The sequence below is a fragment of the Comamonas sp. A7-5 genome, assembly GCF_039581385.1.
Taxonomy (GTDB): domain Bacteria; phylum Pseudomonadota; class Gammaproteobacteria; order Burkholderiales; family Burkholderiaceae_C; genus Comamonas; species Comamonas thiooxydans.
Genome location: NZ_JBCPWO010000012.1, coordinates 34051 through 58258 on the forward strand (window position 1 = coordinate 34051; position 24208 = coordinate 58258).

The following is a 24208-nucleotide window of genomic DNA, read 5'->3' on the forward strand; positions in this document are numbered from 1 at the left end:
CTGCTGGAGCGCTCTGTGCCGAACCTCTGCACCGCAAGTTCATGCGGCGACGGCGCCTGGCGCGGTCGGCGGGTTGGCGGCCAGCCAATGCTCAAACTCCTTCGGTGCCAGCGGCCGGGCGAACAGAAAGCCTTGCGCCACCGGGTAGCCCTGCTCGCACAGCATCACGCTCTGCGTTGGCGTTTCCACTCCTTCCGCCACCACGGTCAGGTGCAGACTCTTGCCAATGCCCAAAATAGCACTGCTCAACGCCCGAGCCGCCTCGTCATGTTCAAGATCGGCCACGAAGCTGCGATCCAGCTTGAGTTCGCTGACCGGCAGGCGGCGCAGATAGCTGAGGCTGGAGTAGCCGGTGCCGAAATCATCCATGGACAGGCGCACGCCATGCGCATGCACCTCGTCTATGGTCTTCATGGTGCTGGGGTTGGTGTCCAGCAAAATGCTTTCCGTCAGCTCCAGGGTTAGGTCCTGCGGCACCAGATCGTTTCGGTCCAGCGTGTCGGCGATCATCCGAGGCAAATCCAGATTGTGAAAACTCGACGGCGACAGATTGACCGATACCGCGGGGACTTCCATCCCCCTGGCCCGCCACTGCGACAACTGGCGACAGGCTTCTTCCAGTGCCCAGCTTCCCAGATCGGCGATCAGCCCGCACTCTTCGGCCAGCGGGATAAAGCGGGCAGGCGAAATCTCGCCCAGCTCGGCATGGGTCCAGCGCGCCAGGGCCTCCACGCCATACAGACGGCCGGTGGCCATTTCGATCTGAGGCTGATAGTGCAGACGCAGGCCACCGCTTTTGAGCGCCTTGCGCAGTGCAGTCTCCAATGCCAGGCGCTCCTGGGCCAAGCGGTTCATTTCGCTGCTGAAGAAACAGAAACGGCCGCGCCCCTTGCTCTTGGCCTGGTACATGGCCATGTCGGCACGATGCACCAGGGTCTCCATATCCCTGCCGTCCATGGGAAACATTGCAATGCCCACGCTGGCGGATATGGTCAGCGAGGTGTCGGCAATATTCAGAGGCTCTGACAGCAACTCCTGCAGGCGTTCGATGGTATTGGCCACATGCTCCGCATCGCATTGCGGCAGCACGGCAACAAACTCGTCACCCGACAAACGCCCGGCAATATCGGAGCTACGCAGCACGCGCTGTAATCGCGTCGCGACATTGCGCAGCAATTCATCCCCCACAGGATGACCCAGAGAGTCATTGACCTGCTTGAACCGGTCCAGATCGATGAACAGCACCGCCAACTGTTCGTCATTGCCGGCAGCCGACGCAATCGCCTGATCGGCCTTGGCCTGCAGCAGACTTCGATTGGGCAATCCGGTCAGGCCGTCGTAGAAAGCCAGCTGACGAATGCGCGCGCGCGACAGCTCACGCTCCAGCGCCAGGGCGCACAGATGAATGCAGGCATCCACCAGTTGCTGGTGAAAAGCCGAGGCATCCCCGGTCAGCTGCTCCCGGTAATAGAACGCGAAAGTACCGATCGGCTTGCCGCCGCTGTTGCAGATGGGAGTGGACCAGCAGGCTTTGAACCCCAGCGGCAGGATCAGGTGCTTGAAATCCGCCCACAGCGGGTCTTTTGCAATATCGTCGACCAGCACCGGCGCATTGCGCCAGGCTGCTGTGCCGCACGAACCCACGTTAGGACCTATGGCCAGCCCCTCGATCAGCGCCGAATAGGACTGGGGCAGGCTTGGCCCGGCCAGCGGGTGAAGCAGCCCCTGGGCATCCACCTCGAGAATCGATGCCGTCACCTCCGGAGCAATCCTCTCGACCTCCAGGCACACCATCTCCAGCACCTCCACCAGCGGCCGCTCGCGTGCCATGGCTTCCAGCACGCGGTGCTGCAAGGCCTCATGCATCTTGGAACGCGTGATATCGGTCAGCATCGACACCGTGTATTGCCAGTGCCCGTCCGCGTCGAGGATGGGGTTGCTGATGACCTTGGCCCAGTAGCGCTGACCGTTCTTGCCGACCACTATTTCCTCGCGCCCCACGGGCTGGCCGGCGCGCAGCTCCGAACGGTACAGATCCACCGAAGCCTCGGACACCTGGGGAGCCAGCAGGGCAATCGGCATGCGTCCCGCGACCTCCTCGGAGTGCCAGCCGAACATGCGCGTAAAGCCGCCGTTGACATGCACGATGCGTGAGCTTCCATCACTGATGACCACTGCCGTATCGGAGGCATCGGCCACCAGGGACAAGCGACGCAGGTGCTCCTGCTGCGCCTGCTCCCGGGCGCGCCGCTGCGTGACGTCGGTAGCGATCTTCAGAATATGCATCACCCGGCCCTGGGCATCCATCACCGGTGAATAGGTAGCCTCCAGCCAGCAACTGCTGCCATCGCTGCGTAGTCGCTCCACCACTCCGGAGTAGGCATTGCCTGCACACAGATGCGTCCAGATTTCCCGATACCTGGCACTGTCGGCCAGACGCGCAGAGCAAAAGCTGCGATGCAGGCGACCCAGAGACTGCTCACGCGTAAAGCCCATGAGCTGCAGATAGTTGTCATTGGCACGGTGCAACGCCCCATCCAGGCCAAATTCAGCCATGGCCATGACCCTGTCCAGAGCCTGCAGCTGGGCCAGCTGCAGCTCAGGAGGCATCGCGCCAATATCTCCCTCTCGCATCATTATTCCTTTGCATATTCGCATCCCAGGCCGGCTCGAATCCGGAATGGGAAAGTCATGCTTTTATCTGGATGCCGGCAATAATAATGACGAAAACGAGATTCAATATTCGTGATTCAGGCCGAGTGTTCAAAAAAACTTCGATCGACAACCGCTATTGACTTGCGAGCCTGTGCTGCGCTGGCAAAGTGCTCTGCCGGGCAGTCACAGGCTGCTGCGGCAGAGCAACGGTGTGCCCTGCTATCGCCAGCCGGTGTCTCAGCGCCGCCATTTGCCGCCAAACTGATTAACCACCATGCCCAGCAGAACGCCCAGCGTACCCAGCCATTGCAGGCCATTGGGGGCTTCTCCCAGCAGCAGCATGGCCGACAGCAGACCGATCACCGGCACCAGCAGCGACAAAGGGGCCACGGTGCTGGCCGCATAGCGCTGCAACAACCGCGTCCACAGACCATAGCCCAGCAAGGTGGACAGAAAAGCCAGATAGGCGATCACCCCAAGCTCGCTCCAGCCTATGGACTGCAGCTGCGAAGCCACCGAATCCGCGCCATCCACCCACAGGGACAGCAACAGCAGCGGCAGCATGGGGAAGACGCTGGTCCAGACGATGAAGGACACCGGCTCATACGAGCCTTGCTTGGCCGCCATCCGCGTCAGCAGGTTCGAGCCGGCCCACATGGCAGCGGCGCCCACGGTCAGCACAAAACCGATCAGCGTCATATCCGATGCCCCCTCACCATGGGCTGCACCGATCAGCAGCAGTCCGGCAAGAGCGATGAGCAGACCCAGCCATTGCCAGCGCTGCGGTTTCTCGTGCAAGAACGCAGCCGCCAGCAGCATGGTGATGAAGGCCTGGGTCTGCAGCACCACGGATGCCATGCCGGCAGGCATGCCCAGCTTCATGCCGGTGAACAGCAGGCCGAACTGCCCGACCCCTTGCACCAGACCGTAGGCGGCCAGCAGACCCCAGGAAAGATTTTTGGGCGGACGCACGAACAGCAAAAATGGCAGCGATGCCGCGGCAAAGCGCAGCGCGCACAGCAGCAGGGGCGAAAGCTTGGCCAGCCCCCATTTCATGACCACGAAATTAAGACCCCAGACCACGATGACGATGATGGCGCTGAGCCAGTCCGGACGGCTCATGCCGGAGGTGGGTGAGGATGCAGAACTCATGACACTGACAACTGATATTGGATTTTCTAGATCAAGCCCCCTAGTATGACTTGCCATCAGTCATGGCTGGCGACGAAAGCGGTCAAATCGAACACCGGGACTGCAAACGGTCTTACTTGAGCAGATACCGGTCCATTTTGATCGGCAGCATGAGCAAGGCCTTGAATACATACAGGACGATCAAAGTGCCGCTGAAGTCGCCCAGAATCATCACCAGAAGCTGATCCATCTGAAAACCATCCCCTATGACGACGGACCAGGCCTGGTGCAGCAAGGCATTGCTCAGTCCGTAGATCACACTGAGCCACAGCAGGCGACGCGGCGTGAGATCACTGAGAGATCGCCCGAGCCCCATCCATTTGCGAGCTGCGCAATAAGTGCCATAAGGGGCAAGCGTGGCCATGATGCCGCCCGCAAATGCCCTCAGCCAGTCATCCGGGAAAAAGTAGAAGTTGCAGACCAGCCATGACACGGCAAAAAGCCCGACCACGCCCGCCTCCGCAAAAAGCAGGGTACAAAGCAGACGAGCGCCTGCAGGCAGGTAAATCCAGTTGACGCCCCTGACAAATTCCAGTTCGGAGAAAATCCACTGATTAAGAGCCAGCATCGCCAGGAACAGCAAAGCCGTGATAACCGCCACCGAAAATTGCGTCCAAATGTTCTTCATGCGCTGCCGCCGAGCTTGTTCACTGTCTGCACAGTATTATGAGTGCCGTTTATTCGCTCTTCGTTAGCGGCGCGTCGTCTGTTTTTGCCTTCTCATGCCAAAGTCCCTGTCTGCCGATATCTATTTACGCTTTCTGCACCTGGCAGCGACCATCCGCAACCTGCCAGTGCTGCCCGCACTGGATCCACTGGAGGAACGCCTGCTGGAGCAAATTGCCAATGCCGGCACGCGCCAGGAGCGTCTTTGCGTCCGGGATCTGATGGCCCAGCGTGAACTCGGGTCTCCGGCCACGATTCACACCCGTCTGAAATCCATGCGCCAGAAAGGCTGGATCCTGCTGGCCGATACCGAGGATGCCAGACGCAAGCAGATCGAGCTCAGTGCCGATGCCCACAAGCATTTCGAGAAACTCTCGCACTGCATAGTTCAGGCCGCAGCCGAGAGCTGATGCAGAAATGAAAAAAGCAGCCACCGGGCTGCTTTTTTCATGGAGCGACCGACAGCGATCAGCTGCCAGCCACCTTCATGCGATTGATCAGCATGGAGCCCACGGTCTTGGCACCATAGTTATAGGCATCGGCTCCGATGGCCTCTATGCCCTTGAACATGGTCTTGAGGTTGCCCGCGATCGTGATTTCGTCCACGGGGAAAGCGATCTCGCCGTTCTCCACCCAGAAGCCGCTGGCGCCGCGCGAATAGTCGCCGGTCACATAGTTCACGCCCTGGCCCATCAGCTCGACCACAAACAGGCCCGTGCCCAGCTTCTTGAGCATGGCATCCAGATCATCGCTCGCCTTGGTGCGGCGCGAAGTCATGACCAGATTGTGCGAGCCGCCGGCATTGCCCGTGGTCTTCATGCCCAACTTGCGCGCCGAGTAGCTGGACAGGAAATAGCCTTCCACGCGGCCGGCATCGACCACCTTTCGAGCCTGCACGCGCACGCCCTCTTCGTCAAAGGGCGAGCTGCCCTTGCCGCCCAGGACAAAGGGGTCTTCCTCGACATCGATGTGCTTGGGGAAGATGGGCTTGCCCATGGAGTCGAGCAAGAACGTGCTCTTGCGATAGAGCGCGCTGCCGCTGACGGCCTGCACAAAGCTGCCCAGCAGGCCGGCGGCCAGCGGAGACTCGAACAGCACCGGGCATTCGGTGGTCGGGATCTTGCGGCTGCCCAGACGGCTCAGCGTGCGCTCTGCGGCGTAGCGGCCCACGGCCTCTGGCGAGGCCAGATCTGCAGCATTGCGCATGGAGCTGTACCAGTAGTCGCGCTGCATCTCGCCATTCTTGCCGGGCAGCTTGGCGATGGGCGCCACCGACATGCTGTGGCGCGAGCTGGCGTAGCCGCCACGAAAACCGTTGGTATGGGCCGTGAAGAAATGGCTTTGCTGGGCCGAGACGCCCGCACCTTCGCTGTTGCTCACGCGGCGGTGGGTCTTGAAGGCGGCCTCCTCGCAGCGCAGTGCCATCTCCGCAGCGGCTTCGCTGGTGATATCCCATGGATGGAACAGATCCAGATCGCGGTGCGTGCCGGGCAGCGCAATATCTGCGCTGTCGGGCAGGCGGGCAAACGGGTCTTCTGCGGTGAAGCGGGCGATGTCATAGGCAGCCTGCACGGTCTGCTTAATGGCGGCTTCGGAGAAGTCCGAGGTGCTGGCATTGCCCCGGCGCTGGCCCAGATAGACGGTCACGCCCAGCGACTTGTCGCGGTTGCGCTCCACGGTCTCCAGCTGGCCCTTGCGCACGCTGACCGACAGGCCGCAGCCTTCGGAAGCCTCGGCGCCGGCGTCCGTCGCACCCAGCTTTTTGGCATGCTGCAAAGCCTGGTCCACCAGCCCCTCGAAAAAGGCTTGGCTGAAGCTGAAACCGGCTTGCGGTGCGGATTGGGCCTGTGCACTGGAAGTGCTTGTATTGCTGGAGCGAGGTTTTTTCATAGCGGCGGATATGATAGCCGCCACTGCGGCGCCCTCTGCGCTGCCACCGATATTGCCCCCTTACCATGTCACGCAAACCCACCAAAGGCTATTTTGTTCGCGGAAAGTTCGTTGCCGAAGGCAGCGAGCTGGACCTTGAGCTGAAGGCCGAACTCAAAGGCACCTACGACTCCACCAAGACCGACCTCAAGCGCGAAAGTGATGCGCTGCAGGATCTGGGCAAGGAGCTGATGACGCTGCGCAGCGACCTCTTCAAGCGCCTGCAGCTGTCCGACCAACTGATCGACGCGTTGGCCGAAGCCAAGCGCATCACCAACTTCGAAGGCAAGCGCCGCCAGCTCCAGTATGTGGGCAAGCTCATGCGCAAGCTGACGCCGGAACAGGTCGCGGCCGTCAAGCAGGCACTGGACGAGCAGCGCAATGGCTCGGCCAGCGAAAAAATGTCGCTGCAGGTGGCCGAGCAATGGCGCGACCGCCTGATCGTCGAGGAAGCGGCCCTGTCCATCTGGCTGGAGCATTTCCCCGGCACCGATGTGCAGCAACTGCGCTCGCTGATCCGCCAGTCGCGCAAGGACATCGACAAGGCCAAGGAGCAAGCCGCCGCAGCGGCCGCTGCCGCCGGCCCCGATGCCGAGCCCAAGGAAGTCAGCAAGGGCCGCGCCTACCGCGACCTGTTCCAGCTGGTGCGTGAGCAACTGGCCAGCGCCGGCAAGGCCGGTGCGAGCGCCGAGGATGACGGCGATGAGTGATGCGCCCGTATATCTTCACGATGCCGTGAAGATCGGCATTGTCTCCATCAGCGACCGCGCCAGCAGCGGCGTCTATGAAGACAAGGGCCTGCCCGCGCTCCAGGAATGGCTGAGCCGCGCGCTCAAGAACCCCATCCAGTTCGAGCCGCGCCTGATTCCCGACGAGCAGGCCGGCATCAGCGCGGCGCTGATCGAGCTGGTCGATGCAGGCTGCAGCCTGGTGCTGACCACCGGCGGCACCGGCCCCGCGCTGCGCGATGTGACGCCCGAGGCCACCCTGGCCGTGGCCCACAAGGAAATGCCGGGCTTTGGCGAGCAGATGCGCCAGATCAGCCTGGCTTTTGTGCCCACGGCCATACTCTCGCGCCAGGTGGCGGTGATACGCGGCAGCAGCCTGATCATCAATCTGCCGGGCCAGCCCAAGGCGATTGCCGAGACGCTGGAAGGCCTTAAGGACGCCGACGGCAAATCCAAGGTCAATGGCATTTTTGCTGCAGTTCCCTACTGCATCGACCTGATCGGCGGCCCCTATCTCGAAACCCATGACGAGATCTGCAAGGCCTTTCGCCCCAAGACCGCGATTCGCGCACCGCGCACTGCATAGCCTGCAGCACCAGGTGCAATCCCTGCCAAAACATCCACCAAAGCAGCCTCCGGGCTGCTTTTTTCATGGCGCTCACGTGGCATGGCTGCTGCGGGTATCTCGCTGCAATCGCTATCAGAATAAAAGCACTTTGCGCCTTTCATTCATGGACTTCAGCAATAAATCAATATGAAATCCATGAACAACAAGCGCTAGCAGCTATCAAAGCTGGTGTATCCCTTGGGATTTCCCGCAAGTGCTTGCCCCGATGCCAGACGCAATCGCCGCCCCTAGCATGTTTGCTGCGATGCAGCGACAGCGGCCACCCGCCGCCCGGACGCTGCACGCTCTCTCCACATTTCTCATAATTTTCAGGAGACTCCATGCATCGCTTGTCCCAGTCTGCGCCCTCTGCCTGCCTGCTGGCTCTCGCCCTGACGGCGGCCTTCGCGGCCCCCGTCATGGCACAGGAAAAAGTCAAGATCGGCTTCATCACCGACATGTCCAGCCTCTATGCCGATGTGGAAGGCAAGAACGGTGCCGTTGCCATACAGATGGCGATTGACGACTTTGGCGGCAAGGTACTGGGCAAGCCCATCGAGCTGCTGACGGCCGACCACCAGAACAAGGCCGATATCGCGGCCAGCAAGGCCCGCGAATGGATAGACACGCAAGGCATCAGCCTGGTGTTCGGCGGCACCAACTCCGCCACCGCCCTGGCCATGGCCAAGGTCGCGCAGGAGAAAAAGCGGGTCTTCATCGACAATGGCGCGGGTAGCTCGGCCCTGACCAACGAGCAGTGCAGCCCCTATACCGTGCACTACGCCTTCGATACCGTGGCCCTGGCCAAGGGCACGGGCGGCGCCGTGGTGGACACCGGCGGCAAGAACTGGTTCTTTGTGACGGCCGACTATGCCTTCGGCCATGCACTGGAAGCCGACACCAGCAAGATCATCGAAGCGCGTGGCGGCAAGGTGCTGGGCTCGGTCAAGACGCCACTCAACGCCAGCGATTTCTCCAGCTTCATGCTACAGGCCCAGAACAGCAAGGCGCAGATCCTGGGCCTTGCCAATGCCGGCGGAGACACCATCAACTCCATCAAGGCGGCCAAGGAGTTCGGCGTCACCAAGAACATGAAGCTGGCCGGCCTGCTGGTCTTCTTCAGCGACATCCACAGCCTGGGCCTGAAGAACACCGAAGGCATGCAGTTCACGGCCCCCTGGTACTGGGACATGAACGATGGCTCGCGCAAGTTTGCCGACGCCTTCATGGCCAAGACCCAACGTCGCCCCAGCGAGATCCAGGCCGCCGACTACTCGGCCACCATGAACTACCTCAAGGCCGTGGAAAAAGCCGGCACGCTCGATGCCGACAAGGTCATGGCTACCTTGAAAAGCACCAAGATCGACGACTTCTTCGGCCAGGGCTATATCCGCGAAGACGGCCGCTATGTGCACGATATGTACCTGATGCAGGTCAAGTCGCCAGCCGAGTCCAAGGGCACCTGGGACTACTACAAGATCATCAAGAAGCTGCCGGCCGAGCAGATCTGGACCACCAAGGCGGAAAGCAAATGCCAGTACTGGCGGTGACTTGAACCCGCGAGGCATACGCCCCGCATCGGAACAACGGACAGCGAGCCGCGGCAGCTGTCCGTTTTTTTATGGCAGCAGTTCCAGCAGCTCCAGGTTTCAACCCGCAACAAACTTACATCGCGATATTTGCGCCTTATCGAGATGGACCTGACGGGTGGCATCCCCAGCGCTCCTTTCCAAGCCGAGCGCTGCAGACTCTGCTCCATTACGGAACAAAAAGGCAGGCCCTCGTGCCTGCCTTTTTTCATGGCGACGGGCGAAAGCGCCTGATGCACAAGCGCCGCAGCCCGACTTCAGCTCAGGTCAACGTGCCGTGGTGTCGGTCGATGCATTGACGATGGGAATGTAGAAATCGCCGCCCGCCTGATTGAACTCCGCCGCCTTGGCCTGCATGCCTACGGCAATGCTGTTCTCGGCGCTCACGCCTTGCTGCTTGGCAAAGTCGCGCACTTCCTGGGTGATCTTCATGGAGCAGAACTTGGGTCCGCACATGGAGCAGAAATGGGCCACCTTGGCGCTGTCCTTGGGCAGGGTTTCGTCGTGGTAGGCCTGGGCCGTGTCGGGATCCAGTCCCAGGTTGAACTGGTCCTGCCAGCGGAAATCGAAGCGCGCCTGGGAGAGCGCATCGTCACGCGAACGCGCGCCTGGATGGCCCTTGGCGACATCGGCGGCATGGGCCGCAATCTTGTAGGCGATGATGCCCTGCTTGACGTCGTCGCGGTCGGGCAGACCCAGATGCTCCTTGGGCGTGACATAGCACAGCATGGCCGTGCCGAACCAGCCGATCATGGCCGCGCCGATGGCCGAAGCGATATGGTCGTAGCCGGGGGCGATGTCTATGGTCAGCGGGCCCAGGGTGTAGAACGGAGCCTCGTGGCAGTGCTTGAGCTGCTCGGTCATGTTGGCTTGGATCATGTGCATGGGCACATGGCCGGGGCCTTCGATCATGGTCTGCACATCGTGCTTCCAGGCGATCTGCGTCAGCTCGCCCAGCGTGGCCAGCTCGGCAAACTGGGCATCGTCGTTGGCATCCGACGCGCAGCCGGGACGCAGGCCATCACCCAGCGAGAAGCTCACGTCATACTGCTTCATGATGTCGCAGATATCCTCGAAATGCTCGTAGAGGAAGCTCTCGCGGTGATGAGCCATGCACCACTTGGCCATGATGGAGCCGCCGCGCGAGACGATGCCGGTGCGGCGCTGGGCCGTGAGGTGGATGTAGGCCAGACGCACGCCGGCGTGGATGGTGAAGTAGTCCACGCCCTGCTCAGCCTGCTCGACCAGCGTGTCGCGGAAGATCTCCCAGGTCAGGTCCTCGGCAATGCCGCCGACCTTTTCCAGCGCTTGATAGATGGGCACGGTGCCGATGGGCACGGGCGAGTTGCGCACAATCCAGTCGCGCGTGGTGTGGATGTTCCTGCCGGTGGACAGGTCCATGACATTGTCCGCACCCCAGCGAATCGCCCAGACCAGCTTTTCCACCTCTTCCTCGATGCTGGAAGTCACGGCCGAATTGCCGATGTTGGCATTGATCTTGACCTTGAAATTGCGGCCGATGGCCATGGGCTCGATTTCAGGGTGGTTGATATTGGCCGGAATGATGGCGCGGCCGCGCGCCACTTCGTCGCGCACGAATTCGGGTGTGATGATCTTCGGGATCGCTGCGCCCAGGCTGTTGCCGGCCAGGCGCAGCTCGCGCGCCGCGTCCTGCTGGTACTGCGCCATCCATTCACGGCGACCGTTTTCACGCAGGGCCACATACTCCATCTCGGGCGTGATGATGCCGCGCTTGGCATAGTGCATCTGGGTCACGTTCTGGCCAGATTTGGCACGGCGCGGCTGGCGCTGCAGCGCGGCCGCCTCGGCGCGCAGCTGGTCCACGCGCGCATCTTCCTCGCCGCGCTTGCCGCCGTCGTCCAGCGCCACACGCAGGCGACCCACGTAGTATTCGCTGTCGCCGCGCGCTTCGATCCAGGCACCTCGCACGCTGGGCAAGCCCTGGCGCACGTCGATCTGTATGGCGGGGTCGGTATAGGGACCCGAGGTGTCGTAGACGCTGACCTGCTCTCCATTGGTGAGCGCAATATCGCGCACCGGCACACGCAGCTGCGGATGCAGCGCGCCACTCAGATAGCTCTTGGTCGATGCGGGAAACGGCTGGCGCGACTGTGCCAGCAGCTCGGCAAAACGGGCGGCATCGGGGGCATGACCTGCAGCAGGCGTAAAAATGGAATCAGGGGCGTTCATCGCAGTCTCCTCAAAGCGGTTGAAGTGCATCAAACGCTCCGTGGAGTGCGGCCCTGCTCTGATCTTGCCCTGCACGGGCCCGGCCCGCTATGGGGTATCCGGCCTGTGCCGCCGAAATTCTGCAATTTCGGCCTGGTTCTTCACGCACCGGCTGTCCAGAAAAGACAAAACCCCAGTGCGCGAGGCGCCTGGGGTTTGCTGTGCCTATGGCTTTCAGGGTTGGCACTCGCGCCAGTTGCCCTGTCAATCCATCGGCCCTGCGTCAGGGTCCCGCTCTTCTTCCGCCGGTATGAACCGGATCAAGTTCGTCGGGTTCGCCTGCACTGTTTTCACAGTGACTGGCATCTCAGCGCTTTCGCACACCCCGGAGCTGCACGCAGTATAGGCTGGTTTTGCCACAATTTGCGCACTCTTGAAGCTGTTTAACTATCCTGACCCTCAAGCGTCTAATCCGCCGTTCAATCCAGCCCCTGCAACACCAGCCATTCATTGCTGGCAGCACGGCTTGCGCGCCACTGGTTGATGGGCGCGCTGACATCCTCGTAGCCCAGGGCGATGCCGAAGGCAATCTGGTAGCCATCCGGCAATGCCAGCTGTTCGATCAGCATGTCGTTGTACATGCGCCAGAAGCCCTGGGCACAGGTGGCCAGACCTTTCTCCACGGCCAGCAGCATGAAGGACTGCAGATAGATGCCCAGATCCACCCATTGCGCATAGCCCATGCGCTCCTCCACGGCCACGAAAATGCCCACGGGCGCACCGAACATCTGGCCGTTCTTGGCCAGTTGGGCCAGACGTGCTGCCTTGTCCTCGCGGCCGATATTGATTGCACGGTAAAGATCTTCGCCGTTTTCAAAGCGGCGACTGCGGTAGGGTTCCCACAAACCGGGTGGATAGGACAGGCCGGGGCGCTGCACGGCCTCGGTCTCCCTGGCCCTGGCGCACAGATCCTTGAGCGCCTGTCCGCCCACTGCGGTCACACGCCAAGGCTGCATATTGCCGCCGGATGGCGCCTGTGCTGCGGTCTCCAGCAAGTCCCGCACCGTGGCAGCAGCCACGGCCTGCGGCAGAAAAGCGCGCACCGAACGACGCTGCTGCAATGCTTGACGAATATCCATCTCTTCTACTTTCCTGAATCGCTGGTGTGCAGTGTAGGAGCTTGCGGCATTTTCCCGAGTCGCCGTGGATACCTTGTCGCAGCCGCCCCGGTGCTTGCCCTGATGGCGCGCCCTGCTCCAACTGCGACCATGCTGGCTGCCCGTCGCAGTGACTGGGTACTCACCACCTCAGGAGATGACTCTGATGAAGCCTCGCTCTGTTTGCTCCGCTACCGCTTTTTCCCCAAGAACATTGACGCTGGCACTGGGATGCCTGCTGACCGCTGCAGGCGCTCAGGCGCAGGACAAGATTCGCATCGGCTTCATCACCGATATGTCGGGCCTCTATGCCGATGTGGACGGCAAGGGCGGAGCCCTGGCCGTGCAGATGGCCGTGGACGACTTTGGCGGCAAGCTGCTGGGCAAGCCCGTCGAGGTGCTGACGGCCGACCACCAGAACAAGGCCGATATCGCGGCCAGCAAGGCACGCGAGTGGTTCGACACTCAGGGCATGAACATGCTGATCGGCGGCACCACCTCCAGTGCCGGTCTGGCCATGGGCAAGGTGGCCGATGAGAAGAAAAAGGTCTACATCATCAACGGCGCGGGCACTTCGGCCCTGACCAACGACCAGTGCAGCCCCTATTTCGTGCACTATGCCTATGACACCGTGGCGCTGGCCAAGGGCACGGGCAAGGCAGTGGTGGAGCTGGGTGGCAAGAGCTGGTTCTTTCTGACGGCCGACTATGCCTTTGGCCAGGCGCTGGAAGCCGACACCACCCGCGTGGTCAATGCCGCTGGCGGCAAGGTGCAGGGCAACGTCAGGCACCCGCTGAATACAGCCGACTTCTCTTCCTTCCTTCTGCAGGCTCAGAACTCCAAGGCCCAGATTCTGGGCCTGGCCAATGCAGGTGGCGACACCATCAATGCCATCAAGTCGGCACGCGAGTTCGGCCTGACCAAGACCATGAAGCTGGCCGGCCTGCTGCTGTTCAGCTCCGACATCCACAGCCTGGGCCTCAAAGCCACGGAAGGCCTGATGTTCACCGACAGCTGGCATTGGGACCTGAATCCCGAAAGCCGCAAGTTCTCGGATCGCTTCTTTGCCAAGTTCAAGAAGATGCCCACCTCGCTGCAGGCAGCCAACTACTCGGCCGCCATGCAGTATCTGAAGCTGGCCGAGAAGCTGGGCACGACGGATGCCGACAAGATCATGGCCGGCTTCAAGGCCACGCCGCTATCGGACTTCTATGCCAAGGGCGTGATCCGCCCCGACGGCCGCTACGCTCACGATATGTATCTGCTGCAGGTCAAGGCACCGGCCGAATCGAAGAAGGCCTGGGATTACTTCAAGGTGCTCAAGACCCTGCCCGGCGACCAGGTCTTCACCACCAAGGAAGAGAGCAAGTGCGCTCTGTGGAAGTAGTCGGTCGGCATTGAAGAAGCGGCCGGGTTGCCTGCATGGCACCCGGCTGGATGCCTTGCGCTTCGTCCTCGCCTTCTTGCCACGCAAGAAGAAGCGTCAAGCGACTGCCCGCACCGGCATCAAGACAGGCTCATTCGAACCCGCGCATCTCGCACCATTCCCCGGGCTCTGCCCTGGTGGAGCGCCACTGGTTGATGGGTGCCGCGCTGTCCTCATAGCCCAGTGCCATGCCAAAAGCGATCTGGTAGCCCTGCGGCAGCGCCAGATGCCGGCTCACAAAATCGCTGTAATTGCGCCAGAAGCCCTGGGCGCAGGTGGCGAGCCCCTTTCCGGTAGCCAGCAGCATCAGCGATTGCAGATAGATTCCCAGATCCACCCACTGCGCATGCAACATGCGGTTCTCGACCGCGACGAATACGCCTACAGGTGCGCCAAACATATGGGTGTTCCGGGCTAGCTGCAGCAGCCGCCCACTCCTGTCCTCACGCCCCATGCCTATGGAACGATAGAGATCCTCGCCATTGTCAAAGCGGCGGCTGCGATAGGGCTCCCACAGCTGAGGTGGATAGACCAGGGCCGGATCAGAGTTGGGGGTCGCCGCAGGCATGGCCTGGCGCAATGCCTGAAGGCTGTCCCCCGTCAGCGCTATCACGCGCCAGGGCTGGAGGTTGCCGCCTGAAGCCGCAAGTCCGGCCTGCGCCAGCAAATCCCTGATCAGCGCCGCATCCACTCTCCTTGGCAAAAAAGCACGCACCGAATGGCGCTGCTGCATGGCCTGTTCCACATTCATCATTGCTTGCCTCGGGTTTGAGTTGGCAAGCAGTCTCGGCCGGACGGGCAGGGCTTTCGCCCCTCAAATCGACTACGGGCAAGCACCATGAAAAAAGCCAACGACAGGCGTTGGCTTTCACTGGCAGAGCAGAAGTATCAAGCGATCCATGGACAAGCGCCTGGGGTTTACTTGCCCAGAATCTGATCGATCTTGTCCTTCTGGAATGCCTCGGGTCGTTCGGACTCACAGGGCACACAGTCCTTGACATGGCCTTGAATCGAGAGCTTCTCGATGGCGGCCCACAGCAGTGCAATCTGCTTTTCATGGCCGGCAGCGCCTTCGGACAGAGAGCGCATGGCCTGGGCCACGGGGTCGACTTCGGCCGTCACGCCATAGGCGGTGAAGCCGCTCTTGCCGCAATCCTCGTCAATCACGACAGCCGTTTGCGCCTTGGCCTCGACCTTGGGTGCCGACTCATGCTCGGTCACATCGGCGCTATGCCCGGTCTTGCTGGGAATGATGCGCGCCGGAATGCCCACGGCAGTCGCACCTGCAGGCACTGGCTTGATGACCACGGCATTGCTGCCTATCTTGGCACCATCGCCTACCTCGAAGCCGCCCAGCACCTTGGCGCCGGCACTGACCACCACGTTCTTGCCCAGCGTAGGGTGGCGCTTGGCGCCCTTGTAGAGCGAGGTACCGCCCAAGGTGACACCGTGATAGATGGTGCAGCCATCGCCCACCACGGCGGTTTCGCCGATCACGACACCCATGCCGTGATCGATGAAGACCTCGCGACCAATGACGGCACCGGGGTGGATTTCAATGCCGGTGAACCAGCGCCCCATGTGCGAGATGAAGCGCCCCAGCCATTTGAAGCCATGCGTCCAGCACCAGTGCGCAGGGCGCTGCAGCCAGATGGCGTGCAGCCCCGGATAACAGGTGATGGCCTCCCAGGTGCTGCGGGCCGCGGGGTCGCGGTCAAGAATGCACTGGATGTCGGAGCGCAGGCGATCAAGCATCAAATAACAACGTGAGAAATGTTTAGCTTGTGAAGTCTAGCGGGTTGGTGGCTGGCTCTGCAGCATGGCTTTGGCAACACCGCGAAGAATATGGATTTCTTCCTGGGTCAGCTGCGCGCGGTTGAAAAGCTGGTTAAGCCTGGGCATGAGCTTCTTGGGCGCTGCCGGGTCCAGAAAGCCGATATGGGCCAGGGCCTGTTCCCAGTGGCCCAGCATACCCTGCACCTGGGCCATGTCGGCGCGATGCGCCTCAGGCGTGTGCTCCACCACGGGAAAACCACCCAGTGCCACACGCCAGTCATAGGCAACGACCTGAATGGCCGAGCCCAGATTGAGCGAACCGAACTGCGGATTGGACGGAATCGACAGCGCCACATCACAGCGATAGACATCGTCGTTGCTCATGCCAAAGCGCTCGCAACCGAACAGAAAAGCCACGCCCTTCTGGTTGCAGGCCGCACCGGATGTGGGCAGGTTATCGGTCAGACCTGCGTCCACTTCAGACACAGAGCGCACATCAAGCTCTCCTTTCAGGAGCAACTCGAAATGCTCGCGCGGAGTACGTGTGGGCGGGCCGAAGTCGCGTGGCGTCATCGCCGTCGCGCACATATGGCTGATGCCGTCCAGGGCTTCCTCCAGGGTGTCGACCACGCGGGCCTTGTCCAGCACATCCAGTGCGCCACTGGCACGCTGAATGGTTTCTTCCTTGCGCAGCACGTTCTTGTAGCGTGGGCGCACCAGCACCAGGTCGTCGAAGCCCATGGTCTTGAGCGCTCGGGCAGCCGCGCCCACATTGCCGGCATGGCTGGTTTCAATCAGTACGAATCGGGTTTTCATCAACGCAGAACAATGCAAAAGGCCCCACTTGTGGCCTTGATAAGACAGCAGACTACGCGGCCAGCTCTCTCTGGCATCCGCAAGCGCCGCAGAGAAGACCCTCGGGTCGCCGGGACGAACAAGCAAAAAAAGCGCAGCCTGGGTAGAATTGCACCCATTGTCGCCGCCCCGCATCGCCGGTCGCGGCTTTTACGTTCTTACCCGCGTAGTTCAGCCCAGTTTTGCTCCGGGCTGCATCGCCAACGCACTCACAATTTATGTCGAACTCCCTGCACCCCATGCTCAACGTGGCCATCAAGGCTGCTCGCGCCGCTGGCGCCCTCATCAACCGTGCCGCACTGGATGTGGAATCGGTGCGCGTTGCGCAAAAGCAGGTGAACGACTTTGTGACCGAGGTAGACCAGGCGGCCGAGCGCATCATCATCGAGACGCTGCTCAACGCCTACCCCCAGCATTCCATCCTGGCCGAAGAATCGGGCAGCGAGCATGGTGCCAAGAACTCCGACCATGTCTGGATCATCGATCCCCTGGACGGCACCACCAACTTCATCCACGGCTTCCCCGTGTACTGCGTGAGCATCGCCCTGGCCTACAAGGGCAAGATCGAGCACGCCGTGATCTATGACCCCAGCCGCAACGACCTGTTCACGGCCACCAAGGGTCGCGGAGCCTATCTGAACGAGCGCCGCATCCGCGTCTCCAAGCGCACCCAGCTGCGTGATTGCCTGATCTCCACGGGCTTCCCCTTCCGCCGTGGCGACAACTTCAAGCAATACATGCTGATGCTGGGCGAAGTCATGCAGCGCACCGCCGGCGTGCGTCGCCCCGGCTCCGCAGCCCTGGACCTGGCCTATGTGGCTGCCGGCTTTGCCGACGGTTTCTTTGAGTCCGGCCTGTCCATCTGGGACGTGGCTGCCGGTTCTCTGCTGGTCAGCGAAGCCGGTGGTCTGGTGGGCAACTTCACGGGTGAAGCCGACTTCCTGGAACAACGCGAAATCCTGGCCGCCAACCCACGCATCTATGGTTCGCTGATTCCCGTGCTGGGCAAGTTCAGCAAGTTCGCCACCGCTGGCGAAAAAGCGGCCGTGCGTCAGGCTGTCAAGACTGGCGAATTCGAAGCCCCCGCCGAGGAAGACACCGAAGCTGTGGCCGAAGAAGGCCAGAAGAACGCAGAATAAAAAAGGCGGTCGCCCCACGACTGCGGAAAGGGCCTGGTCCGGTGGACCGGGCCCTTTTTTTATGTCGCCAGAGGCAGCCACCAGGCATAGACGCTCCTTGGGGGCAGCGTCCACAAGCAGTGGACAAGCGTCGGAGGTGTATTTCTCTCCACAGAATCCACAAACTCCCGGTCCAGAATCTGCCCGACGATAAATGGGCAGAACAATATGATGGACTTCTTCAGCCAGCACTGGGCGCTGGCCATTGACTGGGTATCCATGCATGCGGTGACTCCCGTGGTCAACGCACTCCATATTGCCGAGGCAGCGGGCGATCCGCGCGAGATAGCCGCTGGCATCCTGATCGCGCTGCTGCAGCTGTTTCTGATCGGCTGTGTGATGCGGCCGCTGGAGAGTCTGCTTCCCGCCGAACGCTGGGCCGACCGCCGCCACACCACGGTGGACCGCAACTACACCCTGCTCATGCTGCTGGGCCTGTTTCCGCTGTTCAGCTTTTTGATCCTCATGCCGGTCGCCCATATGCTGGGCGGCGGGCCAGCCACCGAGGTGGCCAGCGGCCTCAAGGCCTGGCTGCCCTGGTTTGAAGGCCACCCCTATATATTGTTTGCCGTGTACTACGTGGTCTACGACTTGACGTATTACTGGATGCACCGCGCCCAGCACGTCATTCCCTGGTGGTGGGCCATGCACAGCATGCACCACAGTCAGCGCCAGATGAGCTGCTGGAGCAACGACCGCAGCAACTATCTGGACGGCATGCTGCAAAGCTTTGTGCTGGCCAGCGTAGGTCTGGCCATGGGTGTGGAGCCATCCGAGTTCGCCATGCTGGGTCTGCTCAGCGAGCTGGTGCAGAACTTCTCCCATGCCAATGTAGCGCTGCGTCTGGGCTGGCTGGGCCAAATGGGCGAGCGCCTGCTGGTCGGCCCACGCTTTCACCGCAACCACCATATGCTGCGCGATGCCGAGCGCCCCGAGCGCCACAATTGCAACTTCGGCCAGGTTCTGCCCTGGTGGGATCAGTTGTTCGGCACCGCCCTCTATCACGACGAGGAACTACGCCCCACGGGCGTAAGTGACCCCGAGGTCGATGCCGACAACGAGCGCGGCCTGATCGCCATGCAGTGGTACACCTTGAAGCGCTTCTGGGGAGCCTTCAGTTGCCGCGCGGGCTGGAGGCTGGGCGATGTGTCCTTCGGCCCGGGCTACCGCCCCATTCATGACGACGATCAAGGCTCTGGCTCTCAATCCGAGCAAGGCGTGCAGACGGCCTCTGCCAAATAGCCAAAAAACAGCCATGCCCCCTGCTATTGGGCATCACGGATAATGCAGCGTTCGGCGCCCGCCCAGCACCGGCGCGGCGCCCCCTGTTTTGCATACCGCTGAAGCGATGACCCAGACAAGCACAGAATCCCCGTCGCTGCCCTACTCCCCAGACATGACTGACCTCTCGGCGCATACGCCGATGATGCAGCAGTACTTCAAGCTCAAAGCCGACCACCCCGACACGCTGGTTTTCTACCGCATGGGTGACTTTTACGAGCTGTTCTTTGGCGATGCCGAAAAAGTCACGCGCCTGCTGGACATCACGCTGACCACGCGCGGCCAGACCGCAGGCCAGCCCATTCCCATGGCCGGCGTACCTTTCCACGCCCTGGAAAACTATCTGGGCCGCCTGATCAAGATGGGCGAGTCGGTGGCGATCTGCGAGCAGGTCGGCGAAATCGGCGTGGGCAAGGGTCCGGTGGAGCGCAAGGTCGTGCGCGTGGTCACGCCCGGCACACTGACGGACAGCGAGCTGCTCTCCGACAAGAGCGAAGCCATTCTGCTGGCCCTGCACACCGCCGGCCGCCAGCGCGTGGGACTGGCCTGGATGGCCATGACCCAGGGCCGCATTCACATGGCCGAATGCGCGGCCGATGAACTGGGCGCCTGGCTGTCGCGCATCGCGCCCAGCGAAGTGATCTACAGCGCCGGAGTCACCGAGCGCTTCGAGCAAGCCCTGTTTGCCGTCAAGCACAGCGGCGCCATCAGCTGCCCTCTGTCACCCCGCCCTGACTGGCAGTTTGACTCGGGCCTCGGCGAGCGCAAGCTGCTGGAGCTGCTGGGCGCGGCCAGCCTCAAGGCCTGGGAGGCCGAGGGTCTGCCGCTGGCCCATGGTGCCGGTGCCGCCCTGCTGTCCTATGCCGAACATACCCAGGGCCGCAATCTCACCCATATCCACGCCATCCAGGTGCAGCGTGACGACGAGCTGATTGCCCTGCCGCTGGCCACACGCCGCAATCTGGAGCTGGTCAAGACGCTACGCGGCGAAGATACGCCCACGCTGTTTTCGCTGCTGGACAGCTGCATGACCGGCATGGGCAGCCGCCTGCTCAAGACCTGGCTGCTGGAGCCAGAACGCAATCGCAAGGCCGCCATGCAACGCCTGGAAGCGATTGGCGTGCTGCGCGGCACGGGCGCGGGCATGGCCCCCTGGCAAGCCCTGCGCGCCGAGCTCAAGGGCGTGAGCGATGTGGAGCGCATTACCGCCCGCATCGCCCTGCGCCAGGTGCGCCCGCGCGAGCTGGTGGGCCTGTCCAAAACACTGGAAAAAGCGAAGCTGCTGGCACAGTCCGGACAGGCTCCGTCGGCCTATCTGACGCAGATCTTCAGCGACCTGATTCCGCCCGAAGGCTGTGCCGAGCTGCTGGCCTGCGCAATTCTCGAAGAACCGGCGGCTCTGGTGCGCGACGGCGGCGTGATCGCCACGGGCTTTGACGCCGAACTCGACGAGCTGCGCGCCATCCAGAACAACTGCGACGAGTTTCTGCTGGAGCTGGAGGCCAAGGAAAAGCTGCTCACCGGCATTCCCAACCTGCGCGTGCAGTTCAACAAGGTGCATGGCTTCTACATCGAGGTCACCAACAGCTACAAGGATGCCGTACCCGAGCGTTTTCGCCGCCGCCAGACGCTCAAGAACGCCGAGCGTTACATCACGCCCGAGCTCAAGGCTTTCGAGGACAAGGCCTTGTCGGCACAGGAGCGAGCGCTGCAGCGCGAGAAGTTCCTGTTCGAGCAACTGCTCGACCAGCTTCAGCCCCATGTACCCCAGCTCACGCGCGTGGCCCAGGCGATTGCCGCACTGGACGTTCTGTGCACGCTGGCCGAGCGCTCTCTGACGCTGAACTGGGCCGAGCCGCAGTTCGTCAGCCAGCCCTGCATAGAGATCGAGGCCGGTCGCCACCCCGTGGTGGAGGCACGCATGGCCGAGACCTCCAGCGGCAGCTTCATCGCCAACCACACGCGCATGAATCTCAACACGCGCATGCAGATCATCACCGGCCCGAACATGGGCGGCAAATCGACCTATATGCGCCAGGTGGCCTTGATCGTGCTGCTGGCCAGCATGGGCAGCTATGTGCCCGCCAGCGCCTGCCGCCTGGGGCCCATCGATGCCATCCACACGCGTATCGGCGCCGCCGACGACCTGGCCAACGCCCAGTCCACCTTCATGATGGAGATGACCGAGGCCGCGCAGATTCTGCATTCGGCCACGCCCCACTCCCTGGTGCTGATGGACGAGATCGGTCGCGGCACCAGCACCTTCGACGGACTGGCCCTGGCCAGCGGCATTGCAAGCCAGCTGCATGACAAGACCAAGGCGTTCACGCTGTTTGCCACGCACTACTTCGAGCTGACCGAGCTGCCCGCCAAGGCCAAGGCCGCCGTCAACGTGCATGTCAGCGCAGCGGAGTCGGGCAGCGACATCGTGTTTCTGCACGAGATTCAGGCCGGCCCCGCCAGTCGCAGCTACGGTATCCAGGTCGCCAAGCTGGCCGGCATGCCGGCCGGCGTTCTCAACCATGCGCGCCATGCGCTGGAGGCACTCGAATCCCAGGCCGGCGAGAACGAGCTACAGGTCAATCTGTTCGATGCGCCGGAGCTGGTGGACGCTAGCGCCGCGCCCAGCCCGCTGGACCAGGCCATGGCCGACGTCAACCCCGATGCGCTGAGCCCGCGCGAAGCGCTGGAAGTGCTCTACCAGCTCAAGAAACTGAGCACCAGCGCCGCCTAGGAACACGTTCCAAGCCTTGCGGACTCAAGCCCGGGCCTGATCTCTTCAGGCCCGGCTTGCGTTCAGGCCTCCAGCAGTTGCGGCTGCCGCTCCTGCTCGGACGGGCTGCGCTGCGGTACTTCGCCCAGCTTGAAGGCAGACACCTCGCCCATCAGGCGTGCGGCCTGCTCGCGCAGGCTGGTCGCTGCAGCGGCCGACTGCTCGACCAGGGCTGAGTTCTGCTGCGTGGCATCGTCCAGCCCGGCCACGGACTGGTTGATCTCGGCAATGCCGCGCCCCTGGGTCTGCGAAGCATCGCTGATCTCCTCGATGATCCGCGTCACCCTGGCCACGGCGTTCAGCAGCTCCTGCATGGTGGCGCCCGCATGCGCCACCTGCTGCGATCCGCTGCCCACCTGGGTCACGGAGTCGGTGATGAGCTGGCGCACTTCCTTGGCAGCTTCGGCCGAGCGCTGGGCCAGGCTGCGCACCTCGGCCGCCACCACGGAAAAGCCACGGCCCTGCTCGCCGGCACGCGCGGCCTCCACGGCTGCGTTCAGCGCCAGGATATTGGTCTGGAAGGCGATGGAGTCGATCACGCCGATGATGTCAGCAATCTTGCGCGACGAGTGGTTGATGCCCTCCATGGTCACCACCACTTGCTGGAAGGCCGTTCCGCCGCGCTCGGCCACGCCGCGCGCCGACTGCGCCAGCTCGCCCGCACTGCGCGTGGCCTCGGTATTGGCCTGCACGCTGTCCGTCAGCACCGACAGCGATGCCGCCGTCTGCTGCAAGGCACTGGCCGCCTGCTCGGTACGCTGGCTCAGGTCCTGGTTGCCCTGGGCCACCTCGGAGCTGGCCACGGAAATCGAATCGGCGGCCTGGCGCACGGCCCCAACCATACGCTCCAGCGACGAGACAAAGCGGTTGAAGGCCGAGGCCAACGCCCCCACCTCGTCATTGCTCTCCACCGGCATGCGACGGCTCAGGTCGCCATGGCCATCGGCAATCTCCTCCAGCATGCGCGCCGCGCGTCCCACGGGTGCCGCAATCGCCCGGCTCACCAGCCAGATCACCAGCAGACCGATGCCGCCGCCCACCAGGCCGGCCACGGCAGATGTCAGCGCAATGGTTCGCCGCACGCCGCCCAGCACCTGGGCCTCGGGCAGCTCGGCAATCACATACAGGTCCAGCTCGGGCACGTAGGAAGAGGCAATCAGTTGGCGGCCCGACGGCGCCTCGTACATGGCATGGGCAAAGCGCTCGCGGTTCAGCAGCGCAGCGCTGAGCTCGGCGCTGAAACCGGGCCGGTCCTTGAGCCAGTGCTTGCCGTCCACCAGCGCCGGGTCGCGGTGCACGAGAATGCTGCCGTTGCCGCGCACCAGGGAGACCGAGCCGGACTCGCCCACCTGGTAGGCGCGCACGGCCTGCGCCAGCTCATCCACCGACAGGCCCAGGCCCGCAATGCCCTGCCTGCCCTGGCCCGCATCGAAGCGGACATTGATGAACAGCATATAGGCGCTGGAGCTCACGTCCTTGTCGATCTCCAGCACCTGCGACTTGTCGCCCGCCAGCAGCTCATAGAACCATTGGTCACCCTGGCCCTTGGGCGCCAGCTTGCGCATCGGCCCCTGCTCGCCGAAATACTGGCCCGTGGTTCCCGACACCCAGAACACCGATGAGGCCCCGGCCTGCTGCTTGACGGCCTGGGCGTATCTGGCCCACGCGGCATTGCCATCCTCAGGCTCGCCCGCGGCTTCCCAGTCCAGCACAAAGCTGTTGCCGGCCACCGATCTGGCCATGGCCAGCGGCGTGCCGATCTGGCGCAGGATGTCGTTGCGGATCTCCCCCACCACGGCCGGCAGCTCCTGTCCCACCACACGTTCGCGCAGGCTGGCGCCCGTCAGCACAAAACCCAGCGCCGTGGAAATCGCCACGAACAGCAGCAGACAGCTCACCATGCTGGACATGAGCTTGGTCCGTATCGACAGGTTGCGAAATGCGTGCATGGGAGGCCCTCTTCTAACCAGCTGTAAGCAAGTGTTCCATCAAGGGGCGGCATCTTCTCACGCATACAGGCTCTGCATCTCAGGGACTTCCTCAGCCCGGCCCTGCAGCCGTGCCTGGGCAGGGCATTGGCAACAGTTACAGGGCCGCCAACGGCACTATTAAAACCCTTCTAAAATCGCGTTGCAGCCTGCGTTTACAGCTATACATTCAGAAGCACTCAACGCTTGCTGCATCTGGTGTTCATACGTTTTTCATTA

Annotated in this window: 18 protein-coding genes and 1 riboswitch; of the genes, 8 read left to right on the top strand and 10 right to left on the bottom strand. The window is 62.4% G+C overall.

Going from position 1 to position 24208, the window contains the following annotated elements; all coding sequences use genetic code 11:
• Window positions 1-39: 39 nt before the first annotated feature.
• From AAIL67_RS18455 to AAIL67_RS18465, 3 genes are all read right to left on the bottom strand, one after another.
• Entirely contained in the window at window positions 40-2634 is a 2595-nt protein-coding gene (locus AAIL67_RS18455; protein ID WP_343484540.1) for an EAL domain-containing protein, read from the bottom strand.
• A 258-nt stretch (window positions 2635-2892) separates the two neighbouring features.
• A complete protein-coding gene (locus tag AAIL67_RS18460) occupies window positions 2893-3807 on the bottom strand; it encodes an EamA family transporter (protein WP_034352742.1) in 915 nt (304 codons plus the stop codon).
• Window positions 3808-3919: 112 nt separating this feature from the next.
• Window positions 3920-4474, bottom strand: a complete 555-nt coding sequence (locus AAIL67_RS18465; RefSeq protein ID WP_034389464.1) for a hypothetical protein — start codon at window positions 4472-4474, stop codon at window positions 3920-3922.
• A gap of 94 nt (window positions 4475-4568) precedes the next feature.
• Between AAIL67_RS18465 and AAIL67_RS18470 the strand changes: the two genes are divergently transcribed.
• On the top strand, window positions 4569-4922 hold the full coding sequence (locus AAIL67_RS18470; RefSeq protein WP_003069365.1) for a hypothetical protein: 354 nt from the start codon (window positions 4569-4571) through the stop codon (window positions 4920-4922).
• Window positions 4923-4980: 58 nt separating this feature from the next.
• On the opposite strand, the gene pmbA is transcribed toward AAIL67_RS18470, so the two are convergent.
• Window positions 4981-6402, bottom strand: a complete 1422-nt coding sequence (gene pmbA / locus AAIL67_RS18475; protein WP_034352749.1) for a metalloprotease PmbA — start codon at window positions 6400-6402, stop codon at window positions 4981-4983.
• Between the two features lie 65 nt (window positions 6403-6467).
• Between pmbA and yjgA the strand changes: the two genes are divergently transcribed.
• From yjgA to AAIL67_RS18490, 3 genes are all read left to right on the top strand, one after another.
• Window positions 6468-7151 (top strand): ribosome biogenesis factor YjgA, encoded by a 684-nt coding sequence (yjgA, locus tag AAIL67_RS18480; RefSeq protein WP_034389466.1) that lies wholly within the window; start codon window positions 6468-6470, stop codon window positions 7149-7151.
• Window positions 7144-7755 (top strand): molybdopterin adenylyltransferase, encoded by a 612-nt coding sequence (gene mog, locus AAIL67_RS18485; protein WP_034352753.1) that lies wholly within the window; start codon window positions 7144-7146, stop codon window positions 7753-7755. Before yjgA ends, mog begins: the two co-directional genes overlap by 8 nt.
• 362 nt (window positions 7756-8117) lie before the next feature.
• Complete coding sequence (locus AAIL67_RS18490; RefSeq protein ID WP_034389468.1) at window positions 8118-9326, top strand: ABC transporter substrate-binding protein; 1209 nt, start codon at window positions 8118-8120, stop codon at window positions 9324-9326.
• Window positions 9327-9632: 306 nt separating this feature from the next.
• On the opposite strand, the gene thiC is transcribed toward AAIL67_RS18490, so the two are convergent.
• Window positions 9633-11576 carry a phosphomethylpyrimidine synthase ThiC gene (gene thiC / locus AAIL67_RS18495; protein ID WP_343484541.1) on the bottom strand — a complete coding sequence of 648 codons (1944 nt, stop codon included), beginning with the start codon at window positions 11574-11576 and terminating at the stop codon, window positions 9633-9635.
• Between the two features lie 259 nt (window positions 11577-11835).
• A riboswitch (TPP riboswitch) is annotated at window positions 11836-11953 on the bottom strand.
• A gap of 81 nt (window positions 11954-12034) precedes the next feature.
• Window positions 12035-12694: a nitroreductase gene (locus tag AAIL67_RS18500; protein WP_034352760.1), complete on the bottom strand. Its 660-nt coding sequence runs from the start codon at window positions 12692-12694 to the stop codon at window positions 12035-12037.
• Between the two features lie 184 nt (window positions 12695-12878).
• Between AAIL67_RS18500 and AAIL67_RS18505 the strand changes: the two genes are divergently transcribed.
• Window positions 12879-14099, top strand: a complete 1221-nt coding sequence (locus AAIL67_RS18505) for an ABC transporter substrate-binding protein (RefSeq protein ID WP_052057575.1) — start codon at window positions 12879-12881, stop codon at window positions 14097-14099.
• A 130-nt stretch (window positions 14100-14229) separates the two neighbouring features.
• On the opposite strand, the gene AAIL67_RS18510 is transcribed toward AAIL67_RS18505, so the two are convergent.
• The 3 genes from AAIL67_RS18510 to AAIL67_RS18520 all read right to left on the bottom strand — a co-directional run bounded on the left by AAIL67_RS18510 (window position 14230) and on the right by AAIL67_RS18520 (window position 16730).
• Entirely contained in the window at window positions 14230-14889 is a 660-nt protein-coding gene (locus tag AAIL67_RS18510) for a nitroreductase (protein WP_343484564.1), read from the bottom strand.
• A 167-nt stretch (window positions 14890-15056) separates the two neighbouring features.
• A complete protein-coding gene (cysE, locus tag AAIL67_RS18515; RefSeq protein ID WP_343484542.1) occupies window positions 15057-15893 on the bottom strand; it encodes a serine O-acetyltransferase in 837 nt (278 codons plus the stop codon).
• Window positions 15894-15929: 36 nt separating this feature from the next.
• Window positions 15930-16730, bottom strand: coding sequence for an RNA methyltransferase (locus AAIL67_RS18520; protein ID WP_034352771.1), 801 nt, complete (start codon window positions 16728-16730; stop codon window positions 15930-15932).
• 257 nt (window positions 16731-16987) lie between these two features.
• Here AAIL67_RS18520 and AAIL67_RS18525 point away from each other — a divergent pair, with 257 nt between their 5' ends.
• From AAIL67_RS18525 to mutS, 3 genes are all read left to right on the top strand, one after another.
• On the top strand, window positions 16988-17908 hold the full coding sequence (locus AAIL67_RS18525) for an inositol monophosphatase family protein (RefSeq protein WP_034380124.1): 921 nt from the start codon (window positions 16988-16990) through the stop codon (window positions 17906-17908).
• A 207-nt stretch (window positions 17909-18115) separates the two neighbouring features.
• Window positions 18116-19189, top strand: coding sequence for a sterol desaturase family protein (locus tag AAIL67_RS18530; protein ID WP_034380126.1), 1074 nt, complete (start codon window positions 18116-18118; stop codon window positions 19187-19189).
• 181 nt (window positions 19190-19370) lie between these two features.
• Window positions 19371-21962: a DNA mismatch repair protein MutS gene (gene mutS / locus AAIL67_RS18535; RefSeq protein WP_207384587.1), complete on the top strand. Its 2592-nt coding sequence runs from the start codon at window positions 19371-19373 to the stop codon at window positions 21960-21962.
• Window positions 21963-22024: 62 nt separating this feature from the next.
• Here the strand turns inward: mutS and AAIL67_RS18540 are convergent, their stop codons facing one another.
• The gene (locus tag AAIL67_RS18540; protein ID WP_034380131.1) at window positions 22025-23950 is read right to left on the bottom strand and encodes a methyl-accepting chemotaxis protein; all 1926 of its coding nucleotides are present in this window, start codon (window positions 23948-23950) and stop codon (window positions 22025-22027) included.
• Window positions 23951-24208 lie beyond the last annotated feature (258 nt).

Coding starts and splice junctions, on each gene's coding strand:
- AAIL67_RS18455 (WP_343484540.1), bottom strand. CDS start 2,634: ATGCGAGAGGGAGATATTGGCGCGATGCCTCCTGAGCTGCAGCTGGCC.
- AAIL67_RS18460 (WP_034352742.1), bottom strand. CDS start 3,807: ATGAGTTCTGCATCCTCACCCACCTCCGGCATGAGCCGTCCGGACTGG.
- AAIL67_RS18465 (WP_034389464.1), bottom strand. CDS start 4,474: ATGAAGAACATTTGGACGCAATTTTCGGTGGCGGTTATCACGGCTTTG.
- AAIL67_RS18470 (WP_003069365.1), top strand. CDS start 4,569: ATGCCAAAGTCCCTGTCTGCCGATATCTATTTACGCTTTCTGCACCTG.
- pmbA (WP_034352749.1), bottom strand. CDS start 6,402: ATGAAAAAACCTCGCTCCAGCAATACAAGCACTTCCAGTGCACAGGCC.
- yjgA (WP_034389466.1), top strand. CDS start 6,468: ATGTCACGCAAACCCACCAAAGGCTATTTTGTTCGCGGAAAGTTCGTT.
- mog (WP_034352753.1), top strand. CDS start 7,144: ATGAGTGATGCGCCCGTATATCTTCACGATGCCGTGAAGATCGGCATT.
- AAIL67_RS18490 (WP_034389468.1), top strand. CDS start 8,118: ATGCATCGCTTGTCCCAGTCTGCGCCCTCTGCCTGCCTGCTGGCTCTC.
- thiC (WP_343484541.1), bottom strand. CDS start 11,576: ATGAACGCCCCTGATTCCATTTTTACGCCTGCTGCAGGTCATGCCCCC.
- AAIL67_RS18500 (WP_034352760.1), bottom strand. CDS start 12,694: ATGGATATTCGTCAAGCATTGCAGCAGCGTCGTTCGGTGCGCGCTTTT.
- AAIL67_RS18505 (WP_052057575.1), top strand. CDS start 12,879: ATGAAGCCTCGCTCTGTTTGCTCCGCTACCGCTTTTTCCCCAAGAACA.
- AAIL67_RS18510 (WP_343484564.1), bottom strand. CDS start 14,889: ATGAATGTGGAACAGGCCATGCAGCAGCGCCATTCGGTGCGTGCTTTT.
- cysE (WP_343484542.1), bottom strand. CDS start 15,893: ATGCTTGATCGCCTGCGCTCCGACATCCAGTGCATTCTTGACCGCGAC.
- AAIL67_RS18520 (WP_034352771.1), bottom strand. CDS start 16,730: ATGAAAACCCGATTCGTACTGATTGAAACCAGCCATGCCGGCAATGTG.
- AAIL67_RS18525 (WP_034380124.1), top strand. CDS start 16,988: ATGTCGAACTCCCTGCACCCCATGCTCAACGTGGCCATCAAGGCTGCT.
- AAIL67_RS18530 (WP_034380126.1), top strand. CDS start 18,116: ATGATGGACTTCTTCAGCCAGCACTGGGCGCTGGCCATTGACTGGGTA.
- mutS (WP_207384587.1), top strand. CDS start 19,371: ATGATGCAGCAGTACTTCAAGCTCAAAGCCGACCACCCCGACACGCTG.
- AAIL67_RS18540 (WP_034380131.1), bottom strand. CDS start 23,950: ATGCACGCATTTCGCAACCTGTCGATACGGACCAAGCTCATGTCCAGC.